Source organism: Cupriavidus sp. MPR-AND1C, assembly GCF_058809705.1.
Map to the genome: position 1 here is coordinate 36,816 of NZ_JBXASU010000018.1, position 20,768 is coordinate 57,583.

15 protein-coding genes and 2 tRNA genes are annotated in these 20,768 nt (G+C 65.9%); 10 read left to right on the forward strand and 7 right to left on the reverse strand.

Annotated elements, in window-relative coordinates; all coding sequences use genetic code 11:
- Positions 1–20: 20 nt before the first annotated feature.
- The gene (locus tag AC1RWI_RS12755; protein WP_043345909.1) at positions 21–512 is read right to left on the reverse strand and encodes a hypothetical protein; all 492 of its coding nucleotides are present in this window, start codon (positions 510–512) and stop codon (positions 21–23) included.
- A gap of 333 nt (positions 513–845) precedes the next feature.
- On the opposite strand from AC1RWI_RS12755, the gene AC1RWI_RS12760 reads away from it, so the two are divergent.
- Positions 846–1,097, forward strand: a complete 252-nt coding sequence (locus AC1RWI_RS12760; protein ID WP_043345911.1) for a DUF1488 family protein — start codon at positions 846–848, stop codon at positions 1,095–1,097.
- A gap of 111 nt (positions 1,098–1,208) precedes the next feature.
- Here the strand turns inward: AC1RWI_RS12760 and AC1RWI_RS12765 are convergent, their stop codons facing one another.
- On the reverse strand, positions 1,209–2,066 hold the full coding sequence (locus tag AC1RWI_RS12765; protein ID WP_043345913.1) for a 23S rRNA (adenine(2030)-N(6))-methyltransferase RlmJ: 858 nt from the start codon (positions 2,064–2,066) through the stop codon (positions 1,209–1,211).
- A gap of 245 nt (positions 2,067–2,311) precedes the next feature.
- Between AC1RWI_RS12765 and mnmC the strand changes: the two genes are divergently transcribed.
- From mnmC to AC1RWI_RS12805, 8 genes are all read left to right on the forward strand, one after another.
- Complete coding sequence (gene mnmC, locus AC1RWI_RS12770; protein ID WP_492866758.1) at positions 2,312–4,336, forward strand: bifunctional tRNA (5-methylaminomethyl-2-thiouridine)(34)-methyltransferase MnmC2/FAD-dependent 5-carboxymethylaminomethyl-2-thiouridine(34) oxidoreductase MnmC1; 2,025 nt, start codon at positions 2,312–2,314, stop codon at positions 4,334–4,336.
- A 226-nt stretch (positions 4,337–4,562) separates the two neighbouring features.
- Positions 4,563–5,924, forward strand: a complete 1,362-nt coding sequence (gene tig, locus AC1RWI_RS12775; RefSeq protein ID WP_043345917.1) for a trigger factor — start codon at positions 4,563–4,565, stop codon at positions 5,922–5,924.
- Positions 5,925–5,997: 73 nt separating this feature from the next.
- Positions 5,998–6,648, forward strand: coding sequence for an ATP-dependent Clp endopeptidase proteolytic subunit ClpP (gene clpP / locus AC1RWI_RS12780; protein ID WP_043345919.1), 651 nt, complete (start codon positions 5,998–6,000; stop codon positions 6,646–6,648).
- Between the two features lie 246 nt (positions 6,649–6,894).
- Positions 6,895–8,169 carry an ATP-dependent Clp protease ATP-binding subunit ClpX gene (gene clpX, locus AC1RWI_RS12785; protein WP_043345921.1) on the forward strand — a complete coding sequence of 425 codons (1,275 nt, stop codon included), beginning with the start codon at positions 6,895–6,897 and terminating at the stop codon, positions 8,167–8,169.
- 249 nt (positions 8,170–8,418) lie between these two features.
- Positions 8,419–10,830, forward strand: coding sequence for an endopeptidase La (gene lon / locus AC1RWI_RS12790; protein WP_043351692.1), 2,412 nt, complete (start codon positions 8,419–8,421; stop codon positions 10,828–10,830).
- Between the two features lie 296 nt (positions 10,831–11,126).
- Positions 11,127–11,202 (forward strand) — tRNA-Val (locus tag AC1RWI_RS12795).
- 55 nt (positions 11,203–11,257) lie between these two features.
- Positions 11,258–11,334 (forward strand) — tRNA-Asp (locus tag AC1RWI_RS12800).
- Positions 11,335–11,582: 248 nt separating this feature from the next.
- On the forward strand, positions 11,583–13,532 hold the full coding sequence (locus tag AC1RWI_RS12805; RefSeq protein WP_492866760.1) for a SurA N-terminal domain-containing protein: 1,950 nt from the start codon (positions 11,583–11,585) through the stop codon (positions 13,530–13,532).
- 72 nt (positions 13,533–13,604) lie between these two features.
- Here AC1RWI_RS12805 and AC1RWI_RS12810 read toward each other — a convergent pair whose 3' ends face one another.
- A complete protein-coding gene (locus tag AC1RWI_RS12810) occupies positions 13,605–14,288 on the reverse strand; it encodes an arylesterase (protein ID WP_492866762.1) in 684 nt (227 codons plus the stop codon).
- Between AC1RWI_RS12810 and AC1RWI_RS12815 the strand changes: the two genes are divergently transcribed.
- Positions 14,287–14,985: an ABC transporter ATP-binding protein gene (locus AC1RWI_RS12815; RefSeq protein ID WP_043351695.1), complete on the forward strand. Its 699-nt coding sequence runs from the start codon at positions 14,287–14,289 to the stop codon at positions 14,983–14,985. The two genes, AC1RWI_RS12810 and AC1RWI_RS12815, sit on opposite strands and share 2 nt — an antisense overlap.
- Positions 14,986–14,997: 12 nt before the next feature.
- Here AC1RWI_RS12815 and pgi read toward each other — a convergent pair whose 3' ends face one another.
- The 4 genes from pgi to AC1RWI_RS12835 form a co-directional block, all read right to left on the reverse strand.
- Entirely contained in the window at positions 14,998–16,632 is a 1,635-nt protein-coding gene (pgi, locus tag AC1RWI_RS12820) for a glucose-6-phosphate isomerase (protein ID WP_492866764.1), read from the reverse strand.
- 238 nt (positions 16,633–16,870) lie between these two features.
- On the reverse strand, positions 16,871–17,833 hold the full coding sequence (locus AC1RWI_RS12825; RefSeq protein WP_492866766.1) for a DMT family transporter: 963 nt from the start codon (positions 17,831–17,833) through the stop codon (positions 16,871–16,873).
- Positions 17,830–19,455, reverse strand: a complete 1,626-nt coding sequence (locus AC1RWI_RS12830) for an NAD(P)H-hydrate dehydratase (protein ID WP_492866768.1) — start codon at positions 19,453–19,455, stop codon at positions 17,830–17,832. The genes AC1RWI_RS12825 and AC1RWI_RS12830 overlap by 4 nt, the downstream gene beginning before the upstream one ends.
- A gap of 2 nt (positions 19,456–19,457) precedes the next feature.
- Positions 19,458–20,756 carry a D-amino acid dehydrogenase gene (locus AC1RWI_RS12835; protein WP_492866770.1) on the reverse strand — a complete coding sequence of 433 codons (1,299 nt, stop codon included), beginning with the start codon at positions 20,754–20,756 and terminating at the stop codon, positions 19,458–19,460.
- Positions 20,757–20,768: the final 12 nt, after the last annotated feature.

Genomic DNA, 20,768 nt, shown 5'->3' on the forward strand with positions numbered 1-20,768 from the left:
TTTCCCCTCTGGCGATGGGATCAGCGCAGCAGGAAGGCGATATCGTCGACGCTGATCTGCGCCGGCGCGACGCCGCGGCGCTGCTGGAACAGGATGTGCTGGAGGACCTGGCGGCGCTGCCTGGCGAAGACGGCCAGGTCGATGGGAATGCCCGCCCGGGCGTAATGCTCGACCAGCAGCTTGTAGGCACGGTGGCGCATCTGCAGGGCTTCGCCTTCGGCGCGCAGCCGGCCGGTATCTTCCGGCGGTGTCACTTCAATCTGGCGTAACGCCTCCATGGCGGCGGCGTGCATGTCGCGATAGCGGTCCAGTTCGGTCTGGGTGGCGTGCAAACGCTCGCGCAGCGCGCGGATCTTGCGCTGCAGCTTCAATGTCATGCCGACGCCGTGCTCGATGAGGGCGACGGTTTCCAGCGCGTGGCTGGCTGCGGCGATCGTGTTTTTCCAGATGCCCCTGTCCGTCACCTCGACGTCCGGCGCCCAACCGTTGCTGGCTCCGCGCAAGCTTTTCATAAGACCCCTTGACCCTTGTGTTGATGTCCGGCGGACAGCTTTATGGTTGCCGTCCTGTCCCGGACCGCGGCGATCGTGCCACCGCGGTTGTGATGGGAATCGTACGGTCTGGCCGCGCGCGGGCGAAGTAGAAGATGCTTAGATCTGGTTTTCCCGACACCTATGTCGCGTCATGTCTGTGCGGCTCGACACCAGGTTACCGGTAAGCGAAATGGCGATGAGAAGCGGTCTTCTCCAGACTTGCTGGTGGGATGGTTGCCCAATTCGGCGCAAATCCGGCAGTCCCGCCTTCTATGCCGTACAGAGGGGGCCGAATCGGACTAGGATACAGAAATGGCACTTAATTTTCCCAATCCCAGCCGGAGTTACGACCCATCCAGGCATTGCGTATGCTTTTGGGGCTACGACAGTTCGCGTGAGATCTCCTTCGAGGTCGACCGCGCGGTACTCTCCAACCTCAGCCCCGAACTGCGCCCGGACGAGCCTGCCGTGCTGGAGGCATTCGACCGCCACCGCGACCACATCCTGGAACTCGCCCGCGGGCTCTATTCCCGCAGCCGGCAGAACAGGTACACCATCTCCTGACAGCGGCGCTAAAAGCGGCCAGCACTGCCGCGACACCAGCGGCATGCTGGAGGATGGCCGGCGCATGGCCAAATAGCTTCTTTCTCGCCAGCGGCCCGGCCGGCGCGAGGATCAGCTTTCCTGCGCTTCCAGCGTGAAGCCGGCGCCGTCGTCCTGGCGCAGCATCGTCACCAGGGCGGGCATGGCTGCCTCCAGGGTTTCCTTCAGGCGCCACGGCGGGTTGACGATGAACATGCCGCTGCCGTGCAGGCCCAGCCCGCCGGCGACGGGGTGCTTGACGCGCAGGGTGACGTGCAGCCAGCTCTTGAGCGGCAGTTTTTTCAGCTGCACCGGCAACTGCACGGATTCGCGGCGCTGCACTTCGGGATACCAGATCGCGTACATGCCGGTGGCAAAGCGCTGCAGGCAATCCTGCAGGCTGCGCACTACGCGGCCGTAGTCCTGCTTGTCCTCGTATGAAGGGTCGATCAGCACCAGTGCGCGGCGCGGCGGCGGGGGCAGGATGGCGTTGATGCCAGTAAAGCCGTCGCCGTCGTACAGCATGACGCGGCGGCCGGCGCCACGGAAGTTGTCGCGCAGCACCTGGATTTCGGTGCTGTGCATCTCGAACAGGCGCAGGCGGTCCGCGTCGCGCAGCATCTGCCAGGCGAGCCACGGCGAGCCGGGGTAGTGCTTCAGGTTGCCGTCCGGGTTCAGCGTGCGAACCTGCTCCAGGTAGTCCTCGACCAGCGTCGGCATGGGCCGCTTGGCGGCGGCGGCCTGCCACAGCCGGGCAATGCCGGTCTCGAACTCGCCTTTTTTCTGCGCGTAGGCGTGATCGAGCGCGTACAGCCCGGCGCCAGCGTGCGTGTCGATGTACCAGAAGGGCTTGTCTTTCTGGCTCAACTGCTCCAGCAACTGGACCACGATGGCGTGTTTGAGAACATCGGCGTGGTTGCCGGCGTGGAAGGCGTGACGGTAGCTGAGCATGGCGAGGCGGGAAAAGGTCGTGCGGGGCGTGCGGGTGCCGGCCTGGAGGGGCCGGCGGCACAGGGCGCTATGCTACCATCGCCGGGCTTTGGGGCGGCCCTGCGGCATGCCGCAGGGCGCGCCTGGCGGGCGATTGCCGGCTTCTTCGCCAGCCTCCGCTTCCAATGCACTTCCAATGCGCTTCGCGTCTGACGCTCCTGCGCATTTCCCATTCTCCCGACCTCAGCCGCTTTGTCGCCTTGTCCATGTCCCGCAGCCTAGATCTCGCCGAGCCCGCTTTTTCCGCTTCAGGCTTGCCCTACTCGCCGCGCTACGACGAGGCCTATCACGGCAACGAAGATAGCCTGGAGCGGGCCCGTCATATCTTCCTTGCCGGCAACGGCTTACCGCAGGCCTGGGGCGGGCGCGACCAGTTCGTGATTGTGGAGGCCGGCTTCGGGTTGGGGCTGAACTTCCTGGCAACCTGGCAGGCATGGCGAGACGATCCCAAGCGTTGCCGGCGGCTCCACTTTGTGTCGATCGAGAAGCATCCGTTGACGAGCGAGGGGCTTGCCGCGATGCATGCCTGCATTGGCGCGCCGGCGGCGCTGGCGCCGCTGGCCGCCCAGCTCAGGGCCGCATGGCCGCTGGCGCTGCCTGGCCTGCACCGGCTGGAATTCGAGGGCGGGGCGGTCGTGCTGACGCTGGCATTTGGCGATATCGACGCCGTGCTGCCGCGGCTGGTGCTGGGCGCGGATGCGTTTTACCTGGACGGTTTTTCGCCCGCGCGCAACCCCGAAATGTGGCAGCCGCCATTGATGAAGCGGCTGGCCCGGCTGGCCCGCCCGGAAGCCACGCTCGCCACCCACGTGGCGGACATTGCCTTCCAGCGGGGTTTGCAAGCCGCCGGCTTCGCGCTCAGCTCCGCACCGGGATATGGCTCAGAGCCACCGATGACCGTGGCGCGCTTTCCTGCCATGCGCGGCACGCGGCGCCAGCCGCCGCCATCCGCCGCCGCGTGGCCCGAGCGGCACGCGATCGTTATCGGCGCGGGCCTGGCCGGCTGCGCGGTCACGGAGCGGCTGGCCGCGCGTGGCTGGCGCGTGACCTTGTTCGATGCCCATGACGGCCCGGCGCAGCTGACCTCGGCCCACCGTGCCGCCGCCATGCATCCGCACTTGTCCTCGGATGACAGCATCCTGTCGCGCCTGTCGCGCGCCGGCAACCTGCAGGCCCTGCGGACTTGGGCGGGGCTGGCGGCGGCGGGGCATGCGCCCGGCTGGCAGGGCTGCGGCGTGCTGCAGACCGGTGCGGGCGTGGAGGACGCGGATATCCAGCAGGCGGCGCTTGCCGCCCTGGGTTTTCCGCAGGCGTTCGCGCGGTGGATGAGCGCCGAGGAGGCAGCCAGCCGGCATGGCGCGCCGGTGCCCCATGGCGGGCTGTGGTTCGGGCAGGGCGGCTGGGCGCCGCCGCCCGAGATCTGCCGCGCGCAGCTGGCGCGGGCCGGGGCGGCGGTAACGGCGCGCTATGGCAGCCGCGTTGCGCGGCTGGCGCGCGTGGCGGATGGCTGGCAGGCGCTGGATGAGGTGGGCATGGTCATGGCCGCGGCGCCGGTGGTGGTCGTGGCCAACGCGTACGAAGCGCTGCGCTTGCTCGCGCTGCGCCATATGACGATCGACCGGGTGCGCGGCCAGCTCACCACGCTGGCGCCGGCAGAGCTGGCGCGCCTTGGCAAATGGCCCGATTGCGTGGTCACCGGCACCGGCTACCTGCTGCCGCGCGCGGCAGACGGCACCGCGCGCATCGGTTCCAGCTACGAGCCGGATGCACAGGAATCCGGCGCGCTGGATGCGCGCCCCGCGGTGCACGCCGAGAACCTGGCCCGGCTCGCCGCGTTGCTGCCGGCGCTTGCCGGCACGGCCGCCAGCCTGGACCCGGCAATGCTCAGCGGGTATGTGGGCGTGCGCAGCGTCTCGCACAACCGCCTGCCGCTGATCGGCCGCGTGGCCGACGAGGCCCAGGCGGCGCGGGACGCCGCGGCGCTCAGCGGGGCGCGCCTAAGGGATATCCCTCGGCTGCCGGGGCTTTACGCGGCACTTGCATATGGCTCGCGCGGCCTCACATGGGCCGCATTGGGGGCGGAATTGCTGGCCAGCCAGATCGAAGGGGAGCCATTGCCGCTCGAGCTCGAACTGGCCGAGGCCATCGATCCGGCGCGCCTGCTGGTGCGCGCCTTGCGCCAGGGGACCGTGGCAGGCGGCGATGTGCCCGCCGAGCCGGTTCCCGGGTAAAAACTGCCGGAACCGAATGAAAACCGTGCGATAATGCCCGTTTTCCGTTTGCGTGGGCCTGCGCCCGGATGCTCTGGAAACGCCGATTTTTGCGCGTGTCCTGCGTGCCGGGTACGGGTTTGCGTGCCGGGTATCGGCATTTGCCGTCGCTTTGCCTGTGTCTTCTCGGGCACGCGAGCGGGGTGCGCTTACGAACACAACAACACTCTGGATTGGATCAACGACCATGTCGAATGTCATTGAAAACCTTGGCAAACTGGACCGCAAGGTGACCCTGGCCATTCCCAAGGCCGAAGTCGAAAAGGAAAAGCTGGAACGTCTGGTTCGCCTGTCGAAGACGGTGAAGATGTCCGGTTTCCGTCCCGGCAAGGTACCGATGAAGATGGTCGAGAAGCAATACGGCCAGCAAGTCGAGTTCGAAGTGCGCTTCGACAAGGCTGCCCGCAAGTTCTTCGACATCACCAAAGAACAAGACGTCAAGGTTGCCGGCCAGCCGAAGTTCGAAGTCAAGACCGACGGCGTGGGCGAAGACGAAGTGGCCTTCGACGCGACCTTCGAGGTCTATCCGGAAGTCAAGCTGGGTGACCTGGCTGGCGCCGAAGTGACCCGCACCAAGACCGAAATTACCGATGCCGAAGTCGACAAGACCATCGACATCCTGCGCAAGCAGCGCGTGCACTACCACACCCGTGGCGAAGCCGGCGAGCACGGCGACGGCGGTGCGGAAGTGGCCGCCCAGAACGGCGACCGCGTGACCCTGGACTTCGTGGGCAAGATCGACGGCGTGGAATTCCCCGGTGGCAAGGCTGACGACTTCGCCTTCGTGCTGGGCGAAGGCCGCATGCTGCCCGAGTTCGAGCAAGCTGCGCTGGGCCTGAAGGTTGGCGAAAGCAAGACCTTCCCGCTGGCGTTCCCCGAGGACTATCACGGCAAGGACGTGGCCGGCAAGACTGCCGAGTTCACCGTCACGCTCAAGAAGATCGAGTGGGCGCACCTGCCGGAAGTGAGCGACGAGTTCGCCAAGTCGCTGGGCATCGCCGACGGCAGCGTCGAGAAGATGCGCGCCGACATCCGCGAAAACCTGGAGCGCGAAGTCAAGCGCCGCACGCACGCCATGCTGAAGGACCAGGTCATGGACGCGCTGTTGAAGGCGAGCGAGCTGGAAGTGCCGAAGGCCCTGATCGAGCAAGACCAGGAGCGCCTGGTGGAAATGGCGCGTCGCGACCTGGAGCAACGCGGCATGCCGAACGCCAAGGACATGCCCATCCCGGCCGAAATGTTCACGCAGCAAGCCGAGCGCCGCGTCAAGCTCGGCCTGATCCTGGCCGAGATCGTCAAGGCGCACGGCCTGGACGCCAAGGCAGACCAGATCAAGGCCGAGATCGAAGACTTCGCCAAGAGCTACGAAGACCCGAAGGAAGTCATGCGCTGGTACTACGGTGACCAACAGCGCCTGGCCGAGATGGAGGCCTACGTGCTCGAAAACAACGTGGTAAATTTCGTGTGCGACAAGGCCAAGGTCACCGACAAGACGGTGTCCTTCGAGGAACTGACTGCCGAAGGCAACAACCAGCCTCAGCAGGCCTGAGCCTGGTCCGTGGCCGGCGCGCGTGGCGCGTTGGCCGCAGCCTTGCCTCTTACCGAACTCCAGGAGAACTTGCATGACCCGCAATGATTTGCTTGACCGTCTGGCCACCACGCAGGCCTCCGCCCTGGAAACGCAGGGACTGGGGCTGGTGCCGATGGTGGTTGAGCAGTCCGGTCGGGGCGAGCGCGCCTATGACATCTATTCGCGCCTGTTGAAGGAGCGTCTGATTTTCATGGTCGGCGAAGTCAACGACCAGACCGCCAACCTGGTGGTCGCCCAGTTGCTGTTCCTGGAAAGCGAGAATCCCGACAAGGATATTTCGCTCTACATCAACTCGCCGGGTGGCTCGGTGTCGGCTGGCCTCGCCATCTACGACACCATGCAGTTCGTCAAGCCGGACGTGGCCACGCTGTGCATGGGCATGGCAGCCAGCATGGGTGCCTTCCTGCTGTCGGCTGGCGCCAAGGGCAAGCGTTCGGCGCTGCCCAACTCGCGCATCATGATCCACCAGCCGCTGGGCGGCGCGCGCGGCCAGGCCTCGGACATCGAGATCCAGGCCCGCGAGATCCTGTACCTGCGCGAGCGGCTCAACACGATCCTGTCGGAAGTCACCGGCCAGCCGGTCGACAAGATTGCCCGCGACACCGATCGCGACAATTTCATGAGCGGCGAGCAGGCAGTGGACTACGGCCTGATCGACAAGGTGCTCGCCCGCCGTGCCTGACAGACCGGCCCGGCTGCCGCAAGGCGGCCCGGGCAGGGGCCGGGCAGTGATCCTTCGGGAATCGCCGCCCGGCCGCAACGAAGAAGGCTATAGAGAAACGAGGCCTTGTGCCTCGTTTTTTGCTTTTGCCCCACAGCGTGGGGGTCTACCCGCCGCGCCATTTTTTTTGGCGTATGATGCGTTTGAAGCGTATCCCCGCAGCGCTCCGGCACTGCGGCACGCACACTGCTAATGTGACTGATTCCTATGGCGGATAAAAAAGGTTCATCCAGCGAGAAGCTCCTTTACTGCTCGTTCTGCGGCAAGAGCCAGCACGAGGTAAAGAAGCTCATCGCGGGCCCGTCGGTGTTCATTTGCGACGAATGCATCGACCTGTGCAACGAGATCATCCGCGACGAGGCTGCTGCATCCGACAAGGACGCGGGGGCCACGGCCAAGTCCGATCTCCCCACCCCGCACGAGATCCGCGAAAGCCTGGATCAATACGTGATCGGGCAGGAGCAGGCCAAGAAGATCCTGGCCGTAGCGGTGTACAACCACTACAAGCGCCTGAAGCACCTCGGCAAGAAGGACGACGTCGAGTTGTCCAAGAGCAACATCCTGCTGATTGGTCCCACCGGTTCGGGCAAGACGCTGCTGGCGCAAACGCTGGCGCGCCTGCTCAATGTGCCGTTCGTGATCGCCGATGCCACCACGTTGACCGAAGCCGGCTATGTCGGCGAGGACGTGGAAAACATCATCCAGAAGTTGCTGCAGAACTGCAACTACGAGGTGGAAAAGGCACAGCGCGGCATTGTCTACATTGATGAGATCGACAAGATCTCGCGCAAATCCGACAACCCGTCCATCACCCGCGATGTCTCCGGTGAAGGCGTGCAGCAGGCCCTGCTGAAGCTGGTCGAAGGCACCATGGCTTCGGTGCCTCCGCAAGGTGGCCGCAAGCACCCGAACCAGGACTTCCTGCAGGTGGATACCACCAACATCCTGTTTATCTGCGGCGGTGCGTTCGATGGCCTCGAGAAGGTCATCATGCAGCGTTCGGACAAGACCGGTATCGGTTTTGCCGCGCAGGTGCAGAGCAAGGAAGAGCGCGAGGCCAGCGAAGTGCTGCCGCAGGTCGAGCCGGAAGACCTGATCAAGTTCGGGTTGATCCCGGAACTGATCGGCCGCCTCCCGGTAGTGGCTACGCTGGCCAAGCTGGACGAAGCCGCGCTGATGCAGATCCTGGTCGAGCCGAAGAACGCGCTGATCAAGCAGTACCAGAAGCTGCTGGCGATGGAAGGCGTTGAGCTGGAAATCCGCCCGGCCGCGCTCTCCGCGATTGCCCGCAAGGCAATCCGCCGCAAGACCGGTGCACGTGGCCTGCGTTCGATCCTCGAACAATCGCTGATGGATGTGATGTACGACCTGCCTAACTACAAGGGCGTGCAAAAGGTGGTGATCGACGAGAACACCATCACCGGGGACGCGCCGCCGCTGCTGATGTACGAGGAACAGCCGAAGGTGGCTGGTTCGAACTGACGCGAACGCCGGCGCTTATGACGATGCCAGGCCGGCAGCGAGTCCTGAGAGGCCGTTCGCGAAAAGCGAGCGGCTTTTTTTCTTCATTTTCGTAAAACGAAGGGGAGGAAACGGGGGTATGCTGTCTGGACGGGTCTTGCAAGTGCGGGGAGCAGCATTTTGCAACTAGCATCGAATCGCGCGCAAAGGATGTCTTGCAATCGATTCATGAGACCCAATTTACGCCTAAATGACTGACTGGGGAAAATGATGTCCGGAACACAACTCCTCCCGGCTGAGCCGATTCGCTTGCCACTGTTGCCGCTGCGCGACGTGGTGGTGTTTCCGCACATGGTGATCCCACTGTTCGTGGGACGTCCGAAGTCCATCAAGGCGCTGGAAACTGCGATGGAGGCGGGCAAAAGCATCATGCTTGTGGCCCAGAAAACGGCGGCCAAGGATGAGCCGACCGCTGACGACCTCTATGAGGTGGGCTGCATCGCCAACATCCTGCAAATGCTCAAGCTGCCCGACGGCACCGTCAAGGTGCTGGTGGAAGGCACGCAGCGCGCGAATATCCGCGAAGTGAGCGAAGACGAATCGCACTTCATGTGCGAAGCCGTGCCCGTGCCGCCGGGTCCGGTCGAAACCGCCGAGACGGAGGCGCTGCGCCGCGCCATCGTGTCGCAGTTCGACCAGTACGTAAAGCTGAACAAGAAGATCCCGCCCGAGATCCTGACGTCGCTGTCGGGTATCGACGAACCGGGTCGCCTGGCCGACACCATCGCCGCGCATCTGCCGATCAAGCTCGAGCAGAAGCAGAAGATCCTGGAGATGGTGAATGTCACCGAGCGCCTGGAGAGCCTGCTGTCGCAGCTCGAAGGCGAGATCGACATCCTGCAGGTGGAAAAGCGCATCCGTGGCCGCGTCAAGCGCCAGATGGAGAAGAGCCAGCGCGAGTACTACCTCAACGAGCAGGTCAAGGCCATCCAGAAGGAACTGGGCGAGGGCGAAGAAGGCGCTGACCTGGAAGAACTCGACAAGCGCATCAAGGCTGCGCGCATGCCGAAGGAAGCCAAGAAAAAGGCGGACGCCGAATTCAAGAAGCTCAAGCTGATGTCGCCGATGTCGGCGGAAGCCACGGTCGTGCGCAACTACATCGACACGCTGGTCAACCTGCCGTGGCGCAAGAAGAGCAAGGTCAACAACGACCTCGCCAACGCCGAGCGCGTGCTGGATGAAGACCACTACGGTCTCGAGAAGGTCAAGGAACGCATCCTTGAGTATCTTGCAGTGCAACAGCGCGTGGACAAGGTGAAGGCGCCGATCCTGTGCCTGGTTGGGCCCCCTGGCGTGGGCAAGACCTCGCTCGGGCAGTCCGTTGCGCGTGCCACGAACCGCAAGTTCGTGCGCATGGCGCTGGGCGGCGTGCGCGACGAGGCCGAGATCCGTGGCCACCGTCGTACGTACATCGGCTCGATGCCCGGCAAGATCCTGCAAAGCCTGGCCAAGGTCGGCGTGCGCAATCCGCTTTTCCTGCTCGATGAAATCGACAAGATGGGCATGGATTTCCGCGGCGATCCGTCGTCGGCATTGCTCGAAGTGCTGGACCCGGAACAGAACCACACGTTCCAGGACCATTACATCGAGGTCGATTTCGACCTGTCCGATGTGATGTTCGTGGCGACTTCCAATTCGCTCAACATTCCGCCTCCGTTGCTGGACCGGATGGAAGTGATCCGCCTGTCGGGTTACACCGAGGAGGAAAAGGTCAACATCGCCCAGCGCTACCTGCTGCCCAAGCAGATCAAGAACAATGGTCTGAAGCCCGGCGAGATGGAAGTGAACGAAGACGCCCTGCGCGACATCATTCGCTACTACACGCGGGAAGCGGGCGTGCGTTCGCTTGAGCGCGAAGTGTCGAAGATCGCCCGCAAGGTGGTGAAGCTGCTGCTGCTCAAGAAGGAAACGGGCACGGTCAAGGTCGCGTCCGAGAACCTGGACAAGTTCCTTGGCGTGCGCAAGTACGACTTCGGCCTGGCCGGCAAGGAAAACCAGGTAGGCCAGGTGACCGGTCTGGCGTGGACGGAAGTGGGCGGCGATCTGCTGACCATCGAAGCCGCGATCATGCCGGGCAAGGGCAACATCACCCGCACCGGTTCGCTGGGCGACGTGATGAAGGAGTCGGTCGAGGCAGCACGTTCGGTGGTGCGCTCGCGGGCACGTCGTCTGGGCATTACGGACGAGATGTTCGAGAAGCGCGACATCCACATCCACGTGCCTGAAGGCGCCACCCCCAAGGATGGCCCTTCGGCAGGCGGTGCGATGACCACGGCGCTGGTGTCGGTGCTCACGGGCATTCCGGTGCGTGCTGACGTGGCCATGACCGGTGAGATCACGCTGCGCGGCGAAGTCCTGCCGATCGGTGGCCTCAAGGAGAAACTGCTTGCGGCGCATCGCGGCGGTATCAAGCTGGTGCTGATCCCCGAAGAGAACGTGAAGGATCTCGCGGAGATTCCGGACAACGTCAAGAACGCCATCGAGATCGTCCCGGTGCGCTGGATCGACAAGGTCCTGGAACTCGCGCTCGAGCGTAAGCCCGAGCCTCTGCCTGAAGAAGTGGCCAAGCCTGCCGATGTGGCGGACAAGGGCGCTGCCAAGGTCGAGATGATTCATCACTGATGATGTCTCGCTGATGCTGCCGTAGCTTGCTGGCAGCGCATGAAAAACGCCGCGGGTGTCCCCCGCGGCGTTTTTCCATTCTGGCCCCTGTGTTCCGTCTCCTGTTTCATGCCACGTCGCACAGCCTTTGCACAACGCGCAGGCGCATTTTCCCGCCTGTAAAAATGCCTGCGAAGAATACTTGGCAAAACGCCAAAGGCTGTATTACACTTGCGCCCTCGCAACGCAAACAGCAGTAATTACTCTGATATGTGCGCGGCGATGCTTGCAGCATGCAGTGCGGCTGCGGTACGAGCGGGTGCTTAGCTCAGTTGGTAGAGCGGCGCCCTTACAAGGCGTAGGTCGGGGGTTCGAGCCCCTCAGCACCCACCACGCTCCTGCCGCAAGACAAGCCAGACACACAGATGCATCCTGCAACACCAATTCAGGAGTGGTAGTTCAGTTGGTTAGAATACCGGCCTGTCACGCCGGGGGTCGCGGGTTCGAGTCCCGTCCACTCCGCCAAACAAGCAGTCAGCAAAACGGGCCCTTAGTGGCCCGTTTTGCTTTTTGCGCATCACTTCGCTTTACGCATTCGGCGCGCCGTTCCTGATCAAGCCGGCTCCGGCTTGCGGTGTCCCGGAGCACCCGCCCGGCAAGGGCAGATATGGCTCGCCAATTGCAGCCGCGGGGCTGCGAATCGCGTGAAGCCTGCCGCTCCTGATAGAATCCCGAGGTTTGCCGTTCGGTACCAACCCTTTTCCTGAGTCAGCATGCTTGATTTCGTACGCAACAACCGGCGCTTGATGCTTTTGCTGCTGCTGGTGCTTGTCTTCCCGTCGTTTGTGTTCTTCGGCGTGGAGAGCTACTCGCGTTTCATGGACAGCTCGCACGACCTTGCCAAGGTCGACGGCCGCGCTATCACGGCGCAAGAAGTGGATAACGTGGTGCATGACCAGAGCGAGCGCATGCGCCAGATGCTTGGCACGAACTACGACCCGCGCCAGTTCGAAGGTGCGCAGGCACGCCAGCAGGTGCTCGACCAGCTGATCCTGCAGCGCGTGGTGGCGGATGAGGTGGCCAAGAAGCACCTGACTGTTTCCAACGAACGCCTGCTCGAGACGATCAGCAGCATTCCCGCCATCGCGCAGTTGCCGAAAAAGAAAGACGGCACGATCGACGACAAGGCCTACGTTGGCCTGCTGGCCCAGCAAGGCATGACGCCCGAGCAGTTCGACGCCCGCATGCGTTTCGACCTGGCCACCCAGCAGCTCAGCAGCTCGGTTGGCGCGACCGCCTTCGTGCCGAAGTCCTTGCTGGACCGCCTGATCGCCATTCGCGACCAGCAGCGCGACGTGCAGGCGCTGCAAATCAAGCCGGCCGATTTCACCGCCAAGGTCAATCCGGATGACGCCGCGCTCAAGGCTTACTACGAAAGCCACAAGGCGGCGTTCTCAGTGCCCGAGCAAGCCAAGGTCGATTACCTGGTGCTGTCGGCCGACGCGCTGGCCGCATCGACGCCGGTCACGCCCGAAGAGCTCAAGTCCTACTACGACAGCAACATCGCGCGCTTTCGCACCGACGAGCAGCGCCGCGCCAGCCACATCCTGATCGGCTCGCCCAAGGAAGCCCCGGCCGCGGAGCGCCAGGCCGCCAAGGAAAAAGCCACCAAGCTGCTCGAGGACCTGCGCAAGCATCCCGAGACGTTTGCCGACGTGGCCCGCAAGCAGTCGCAGGACCCGGGCTCGGCGCAGAAGGGCGGCGACCTCGGCTTCATGGGCCGTGGCGCGCTGGTCAAGCCGTTCGAAGACGCGATGTACGCGCTCAAGGATGGCCAGATCAGCGACGTGGTCGAGACCGACTACGGCTATCACATCATCAAGCTCACCGGCATCAAGCCGGCCGAGACCAAGCCGCTTGACCAGGTCCGTACCGAACTGGAAGCGGAGTTGCGCAAGCAACTCGCCGCCAAGAAGTACACCGAACTGGCCGACACGTTTGGCAATACGGTCTATGAGCAGTCCGATAGCCTCAAGCCGGCCGCCGACAAGTTCAAGCTGACGATCCAGAGCGCCGACAACGTGACCCGCCAGCCGAACCCGGCCCTGGGCGCGCAGAACCCGCTCAACAACGAGAAGCTGCTCAAGGCGCTGTTCAGCGATGATTCCGTCAAGAACAAGCGCAACACCGAGGCCGTGCAGGTTGGCCCCACCACGCTGGTGGCGGCGCGCATCGTCGACTACCGCCCGGCCACGGTGCGCAAGTTCGAAGATGTGCAGGCCAAGGTGCGCGAAGGCTATATCGCGCAGCAGGCAGCCGAGCTTGCCGCCAAGGCGGGCGCGGGACGTCTCGAAGCGCTGAAGAAGAGCGGCGGCGCCGACGGCTTCGGCGCGCCGGTAACGGTCTCGCGCGCCAAGGCCGACGGCCTGGCACCGAAGGCTGTGGAAGCCGTGATGCGTGCCGATACCGCCAAGCTGCCCGCGTATGTCGGCGTGGACCTGGGTGCCGACGGCTACGCGATCTATCGCATCGGCAAGGTCAGCCAGCCTGCGCAGGCGGATGCCGCGCAGCGCCAGGGCGAGGCGCAGCAACTGGGCCAGATGCTCGGCCAGAGCCAGCTGGAAGCCTTCTACGAAGGCCTGAAGGACCGGGCCAAGGTGAAGCTGCTCAAGCCCGCCACCACGACGCAAGCCGGTCCGGCCAGCGACGCTGGCGCGCAGTAAACCTGCTGCTCGCAGCCATAACGAGAAAGGCGCCTTCGGGCGCCTTTCTCGTTATGGCAAAGCCGCGGACAACTAGCGGGTAGCGGTCTTGGCCGCTGGCGTCTTCAGCAAGGGCTTGAGCTGCGGCCAGACGGTATCGAGCAGCGCGCCCTGCGCCTGCGCCGTGGGATGGAGGCGGTCCGCCTGGAACCACTCTGGCCTGGCGATGACTTGCTCCAGCAGGAAGGGCACCAGCCGGACCTTGTACTCGCCGGCCAGCTTGGGGTAGAGCGAGAAGAAGCGCTCGGTGTAGTCCGGCCCGTAGTTGGGCGGGATGCGCATGCCCACCAGCAGCACGCTGGCCTTGGCTTGCTGCGCGCCGGTGACGATGCTGCGCAGGTTGGCCTCGGTGGTCTGCAGCGGCAGGCCGCGCAAGGCATCGTTGGCGCCCAGCTCCACGATGACCACGGCCGGATGGTGCCTTGCCAGCAGGTCGGGCAAGCGCGTCTTGCCGCCCACCGTGGTCTCGCCGCTGACGCTGGCATTCACGACGTTATAATCGAAACGTTCCGCCCGCAGACGCGCCTCCATCAGCTTGACCCAGCCTGCATCGCGGGCCAGGCCATACTCAGCGGACAGGCTGTCGCCCAGCACCAGGATGGCGGGCGTTGCCGCACGCGCCATCGACGCCGTGGCCGGCACCATCGCGGGCACCAGCGTGGCCACGCTCACCGCCAGCGCCAGCTTTCGCCAACCGCACCAGAACTTCTTGCTCATGTCTTCATCCATTCTTGCAGTCGAGTCATTAGGAAAGACCGTAGCCGACACGACAGGTTCGCTGACGATTTTGCACGACGTGTCGTTTTCCGTCACGTCCGGCGAAACGCTGGCCATTGTGGGCGCATCCGGCTCGGGCAAATCCACCCTGCTGGGCTTGCTGGCGGGCCTGGACCTGCCCACCACGGGCACCGTCAAGCTCAACGGGCAGGACCTGTTCCAGCTCGACGAAGACCAGCGGGCAGCGCAGCGTGGGCGCCATGTGGGTTTTGTGTTCCAGTCGTTCCAGCTGGTCGGGCACCTGAGCGCCCTGGAAAACGTCATGCTGCCGCTGGAGTTGCGCGGGGAGACCGCGGGCGTGCGCGAGCGCGCCGCCGACATGCTGGCCCGCGTGGGGCTGAGCGGGCGCCTTTCCCACTATCCGCGCACGCTCTCCGGCGGCGAGCAGCAGCGCGTGGCGCTGGCGCGGGCGTTTGTGGCCCGTCCCGACATTCTCTTTGCCGACGAACCGACCGGGAGCCTGGATACGGCAACTGGCGAGGCCGTGATTGCGCTGATGTTCGAGCTGAACCGCGATGCCGGTTCCACCTTGGTGCTGGTCACGCACGATCGCTCGGTGGCGGCTCGCTGCGGGCGCATCCTGACCATCGAAGCCGGCCGGGTTGCCAGCGACGAATGGATGACCGCGCCGGTTTGATAAACCGCGGTGTCAGGCGTTGCCGAGCGCCGCGCGCGCGCGCGCAATCAGGCTGCCGGTCGATGCATCGTGCTGCCCCGCGGCGGCACTTTGCGCATGGTTAAGCTCGCCCTCGATCGGCTTGGCCAGGATCTTGCCGAGTTCCACGCCCCACTGGTCGAACGAGTTGATGTTCCAGACCACGCCTTGCACGAAGGTGCGGTGTTCGTAGAGCGCGATCAGCGCGCCGAGGGTATGCGGCGTGATGTCTTGCATCAGCAGCGTGTTGCTCGGCCGGTTGCCCTCGAACACCATGTGGGCGATACGGATCTCGTCGGTGAGGCCCGTGGCGCGCAGTTCCTTGGCCGTGCGCCCGAGCATCAGCGCCTCGGCCTGGGCAAAGCAGTTGGCCAGCAGCTTGGCGTGATGGCCGGGCAGCTGGCGCGGCGGCCGCAGCGGCGCCACGAAATCCACCGGCACGATCTGCGAGCCCTGGTGGATCAGCTGGAAATAGGCGTGCTGGCCGTTGGTGCCGGCGGAGCCCCAGACCACCGGCGCGGTATGGGCGCGCACGTGGCGGCCGTCGAGCTGCACCGATTTGCCGTTGCTCTCCATTTCCAGTTGCTGCAGGAAGGCAGGGAACAATTCGAGCGAGGTGGAATACGGCGCCATGCAACTGGTCGGCATGCCGAAGAAGTTGCGGTACCAGATGCCGAGCATGCCCAGCACCACGGGCATGTTCTGCGCCAGCGGCGCGCTGCTGAAATGCGCATCCATGGCGCGACCACCGATCAGCAGGTCTTCGAATGCATCGAAGCCGACCGCCAGCGCAATCGATATCCCGACCGAGGACCACAGCGAGAAACGCCCGCCGATCCAGTCCCAGAATTCGAACATGTGCGCCGGGTCGATGCCGAAGGCGCGCACCGCCTCCACATTGGTCGATACCGCGGCGAAGTGGCTGGCGAGCTGGTCCTTGGCCACGCCTTTGTCGAGGAACCACTGGCGCGCGCTGCAGGCGTTGGCCATGGTCTCGAGCGTGGTGAAGGTCTTGGAGCAGACGATCACCAGGGTTTGTTCTGGGTCGATCCGCTCCAGGCATTCGGCCAGTTCGGTGCCGTCCACGTTGGAGACGAAATGCATGCGCGGGCCGTTGCCGGCGAGGTGCGAGAGCGCGCGGCACACCATGCGCGGGCCGAGGTCCGAGCCGCCGATGCCGATGTTGATGACGTCGGTGATGCGCTTGCCGGTGAAGCCGGTCCAGTCACCGCTGCGCACGCGCTGCGAGAACACGCGCATGCGGTCCAGCACGGCGTGGATGGCGGGCATGACGGACTTGCCGTCGACCTTGAAGGTTGCGTCGGCGCCGGCGCGCAGCGCGATGTGCAGGACCGCGCGGTCCTCGGTGGCGTTGATGTGGTCGCCGGCAAACATGGCATCGCGGCGTTTCGGCACGCCGGCTTCATCCGCCAGTTGCATCAGCAATGCCATGGTCTGTGGCGTGATGCGGTTCTTGGAGTAATCGAGATACAGGCCTGCGGCTTCCAGCGAGAACTGCTCGACGCGTTGTTCCGCGGAGCCGGCGGCAAACCACTCGCGCATCGGCGTTTCGCGAATGGCGTCGTGGTGTTGCAGAAGTGAGTGCCAGGCGTGGAGGTCTGTGGGCATGCGTGCGGGATTCTTTGAAGGACTGCGCGGAAGTACCGTTTCAAGCTTGGTTTTTCGGCTAGGTAGCATGGCTCCCCGGCAGCCAGCCAGGCTGGCCTTGCGCAACGGTCAGAAGCCTCTCAAGTATAACGCGCCCATCTGGCGCGACTCGGCGTTTTGGCGGCAAAAGACGGCATTAGTGCTTCCGGGGGGATCGGTCGCCGGGCGCATGCCTGCGCGCGCTGGCGCTGTTCTCCCGTCAGCCGGGCCGGCCGAGCCGGCGCGCGACGGCCCGCAGCGCTGGCTCACCGCCCGCCACGCATACCCCGCCCACGCAGATCACCGCCACGCCGAGCGCAGTGATCCAGTCCGGCAACTGGCCGAACGCCAGGTAGCCGATGGTCGTCGCCGACAGGATCTGCAGGTAAAGGAAGGGGCTGAGGAATGAGGCGTCGGCGTACTGGAAAGCGCGAATCACAAAATAGTGGCCAATCGAGCCGGTGACGCCGGTGCTCAGCAGGAGCACGGCTTGCAGCGGCGTGGGTACCGCCTCGAACCAGAAGAAGGGCACCAGCAGGGTGGTCAGGGCGGCGCCGGTCACGCCGCTCTGGATCAAGGTGGTCATGGGCGCGTCATGCGCTGCAATGCGCCGCGTCAGCATCTGCATCAGCGCGAACACCAGTGCCGACAACAAGCCCAGCGCAATGCCGGGCCCGCTCAACTCGCCGCCGGGGCGCACCACGATCAGCATGCCGATGAAGCCGATCGCTACACCGCTCCAGCGGCTGACACGCGCATGCGCGCTTGGGCGCTCGCCCAGCAGCCAGGGCGACAACGCCACCACGAACAACGGCGCGCAGAAATTCAGCGCCGTGGCCTCGGCCAGCGGCATCAGCTTGAGCACGCTGAAGAACACCAGTGTGGAGACCAGCATCATTCCCCCGCGCAGCCACTGCAGGCCCGGTTTCACGGGGCGCCATTGCTGGCGCACGCGCGCCGGCCCGAGCAGCAGGAAGATGGCGGCCACATGGCCCACGTAGCGTACCCACGCCACGCCCACCACCGGCAGGCCCTGCTGGGTCAGCGTCTTGCTGCTGGCATCCAGCAGGCTGAGTATCCATTGGCCGAGCACCAGCAGGGCCACGCCGGTGAGCAACTGGCGCCGGGCCGGCGAGGTGCCGGCAGCCTGCGCGCGGGCGCCGCCATCCGTCGCCTTGCTCATGCCTGCCGCGCCCGCAGCAGAGCATTGAACAGGTCGCGCACCGGCAGGTAGAGCTCGCTCGCGGTCAGGCCGGCGGGGCCAGTGCCCTGCGCCACCAGGTGGTCGGCGGCGCGCCCGTGCAGCCAGACCGCGGCCTGTGCGGCCTGCAGCGCCGGCATCCCCTGGGCCAGCAGGGCGCCGATCATGCCGGCCAGCACGTCGCCGGTGCCGGCGGTGGCCAGGCCGGCATTGCCGGTCGGGTTGATCGATAGCGACACGCTGCCAAGCGCATCGGGCGGCGACGCGATCACCGTGCCCGAGCCCTTGAGCACGACTACGGCCTGCCACTGGGCCGCCAGCGAGCGCGCCGCCGCCAGGCGGTCGCGCTGGATCTCAGCCACACTGATGCCGGACAGGCGCGCGGCTTCGAGCGGGTGTGGCGTCATCACGCGCACCGGCGGGCCGCCGCCAAGCATGGCGGCAAGCGCGGGGTCCGCGGCCAGCAGGTTCAGCGCATCGGCATCCAGCACCAGCGCGGGCGGCTCGGTGGCGGCCACGCTGGCTTGCAGCAACTGCGCCAGCTGCTTGCGCGCCGCCGTGCCCGTGCCCATGCCCGGGCCGATCACCAGCGCGGACATATTGGTCAGCTCGATCTCCGCGATCGGGTGCAGCATCAGCTCCGGGTGAACAGGGTCGATCAGCGGCGCGGGCTGCGCCAGGAAAGCGATGTGCACGCGCCCGGCGCCGAGGTGCTGCGCGGCACGCGCGCCAAGCAGCGGTGCGCCGGTCATGCCGATGCCGCCGCCGATCACGGCGAGCGAGCCGAACGTGCCCTTGTTGGTCGCATGGCGCCGCGCGGGCAGCGCCGATGCAAACGACGCCGGCACGCTGACCATGGCGCAGGCGGACTGGGCCGGCGGATAGAGCAGGCCGAGCGGGGCGATATCGACCTCGCCCGCGCAATCGCGCCCGTCGAGCGTGAGCAGGCCCGGCTTGGCGCCGATGAAGGTGAGGGTGCGCAAAGCGCGTACCGCCGGCGCGCCGGCGCCGGTATCGGCGAACAGCCCGCTCGGGATGTCGAGCGAGAACACGGGCAGCCGGGACTCGGCAAGGTGCGCGATCCACTGCGCCGTGAAGCCATCGGCGGCGCGGTTCAGGCCAATGCCGAACAAGCCGTCGACCAGCGCGCAGGTGTCCGGGGGAAACGGCGGCAGGGTGCCATGGCAGGCGGATTCCGGCATGGCGTGCAGTATCACGCCGGCCGCGCGCGCCTCCAGCCAGGCACGCGCGGCGTCGGCGGGCAGGCGATCGGGCTCGGCCGTCAGCCACACCTGCACCTGGCGCCCGGCCTGGTGCAGGCGGGTGGCGGCCACCAGCGCGTCGCCGCCGTTGTTGCCCGGGCCGGCCAGCAGCAGCAGCGGGCCCGCGGGCGCGTGGTGCGCCAGCCAGGCCGCCGCGGCGGCGCCGGCCCGGGACATCAGCGCGAAGGCGGGCAGGCTGGCCATGGCTGCCGCTTCGATGTGGCGCACGGCCGCCACGTCGTACAGCGGGATCGCGCTGGCGCTTGCCGCGTCCAGGGGCAGCCAGGCATCGTCGGGCAGCGCAGCGGCCAGCGTGGGAGAAGTCGGGGCAGAGCTTTGCATGGTCAGCGTGGGCCTAAGCCGTAGCGGTCGGGGGTCAGGCCATCCAGGTCGATGCCGGGGCGATTGCCTGCGATCAGGTCGGCGGCAATGCGCCCGGAGCCGCATGCCATCGCCCAGCCGGTGGAGCCGTGGCCGAGGTTGAGGTACAGCCCGGGCACGGCCGTGGCGCCGATCAGCGGCGGGCCATCGGGCAGCATCGGGCGCGCGCCGGCCCACAGCGTGGCCGTGCCATAGTGGCCTGCAACCGGGAACCAGTCGCGCGCCACCTTGAGCAAGGTGTTGATGGCCGCGGGGCGCAGGTCGAGCTTGCGCGAGCCGAGCTCGGCGGTGCCGGCAATGCGCAGGCGGTTGCCCATGCGGGTGATGGCGACCTTGTAGGACTCGTCCATCAGCGCGCCCAGCGGCGCCTGCAGCTCGTCGCTGACGTGCACGGTGGCGCTATAGCCTTTGACGGGGTAGAGGGGGATGCGCAGGCCCAGCGGGCGCAACAGCGCGGCGCTGGCGATGCCTGCGCTGACCAGCACGCGATCGACGGTGAGCGTTTCGCGCACGCCGCGCGCGCTGCGGGCATCGCCGGCAGCGGTGCTGCGCAGGTCAAGCGAGAGCTTGCCGCCTGGCAACGGCCGCAGCGCGCTGGCGTCGCTGTCCATGACAAAGCGCACGCCCGCGGCCTCGGCCAGCACGCGCAGCCGGCGCACGAACATCGGGCAATTGCCGGATTCGTCCTCGGGGAGATGCAGCCCGCCGGCCAGCGGCGTATCGGTGGTCAGGCCAGGCTCGATGCGCCGGCAGCCGTCGGCATCGACCAGCCGGTGCGCAACCTTGTGCTCGCGCAGCAGGGCCAGCGCCGGCTCAGCGAGATCCCGGTCGCGCTGGGTACGGAACAGCTGCAGGTAGCCTTGAGACTGCTCGTAGTCGATCTGGAGCTGGCCGCGCAGCGCATGCAGGCATTGCCGGCTGTAGAAGGCCAGGCGCTGCATGCGCAGCTTGTTGAGGCGGTAGCGCTCCAGCGTGCATTCGCCCAGCCAGCGCGCGATCCAGCGCCACATGGCCGGATCGGCGCTGGGCCGGAACAGCACGGGCGAGGTGCTGGCGAAGAGGTTGCGCAGCACCTTGCCCGGCATGCCCGGCGCCGCCCAGGGTGTGACATAGCCCGGCGCGATCACGCCAGCGTTGCCGAAGCTCGACTCCTGCGCCGGCGCCGCGCGCCGCTCGACCACGGTTACGTCGAAGCCAGCCTCGCGCAGGTACCACGCGGAGCACACGCCGATGACACCGGCGCCGATGACGATCACATGCATGGCGCTCCGTAG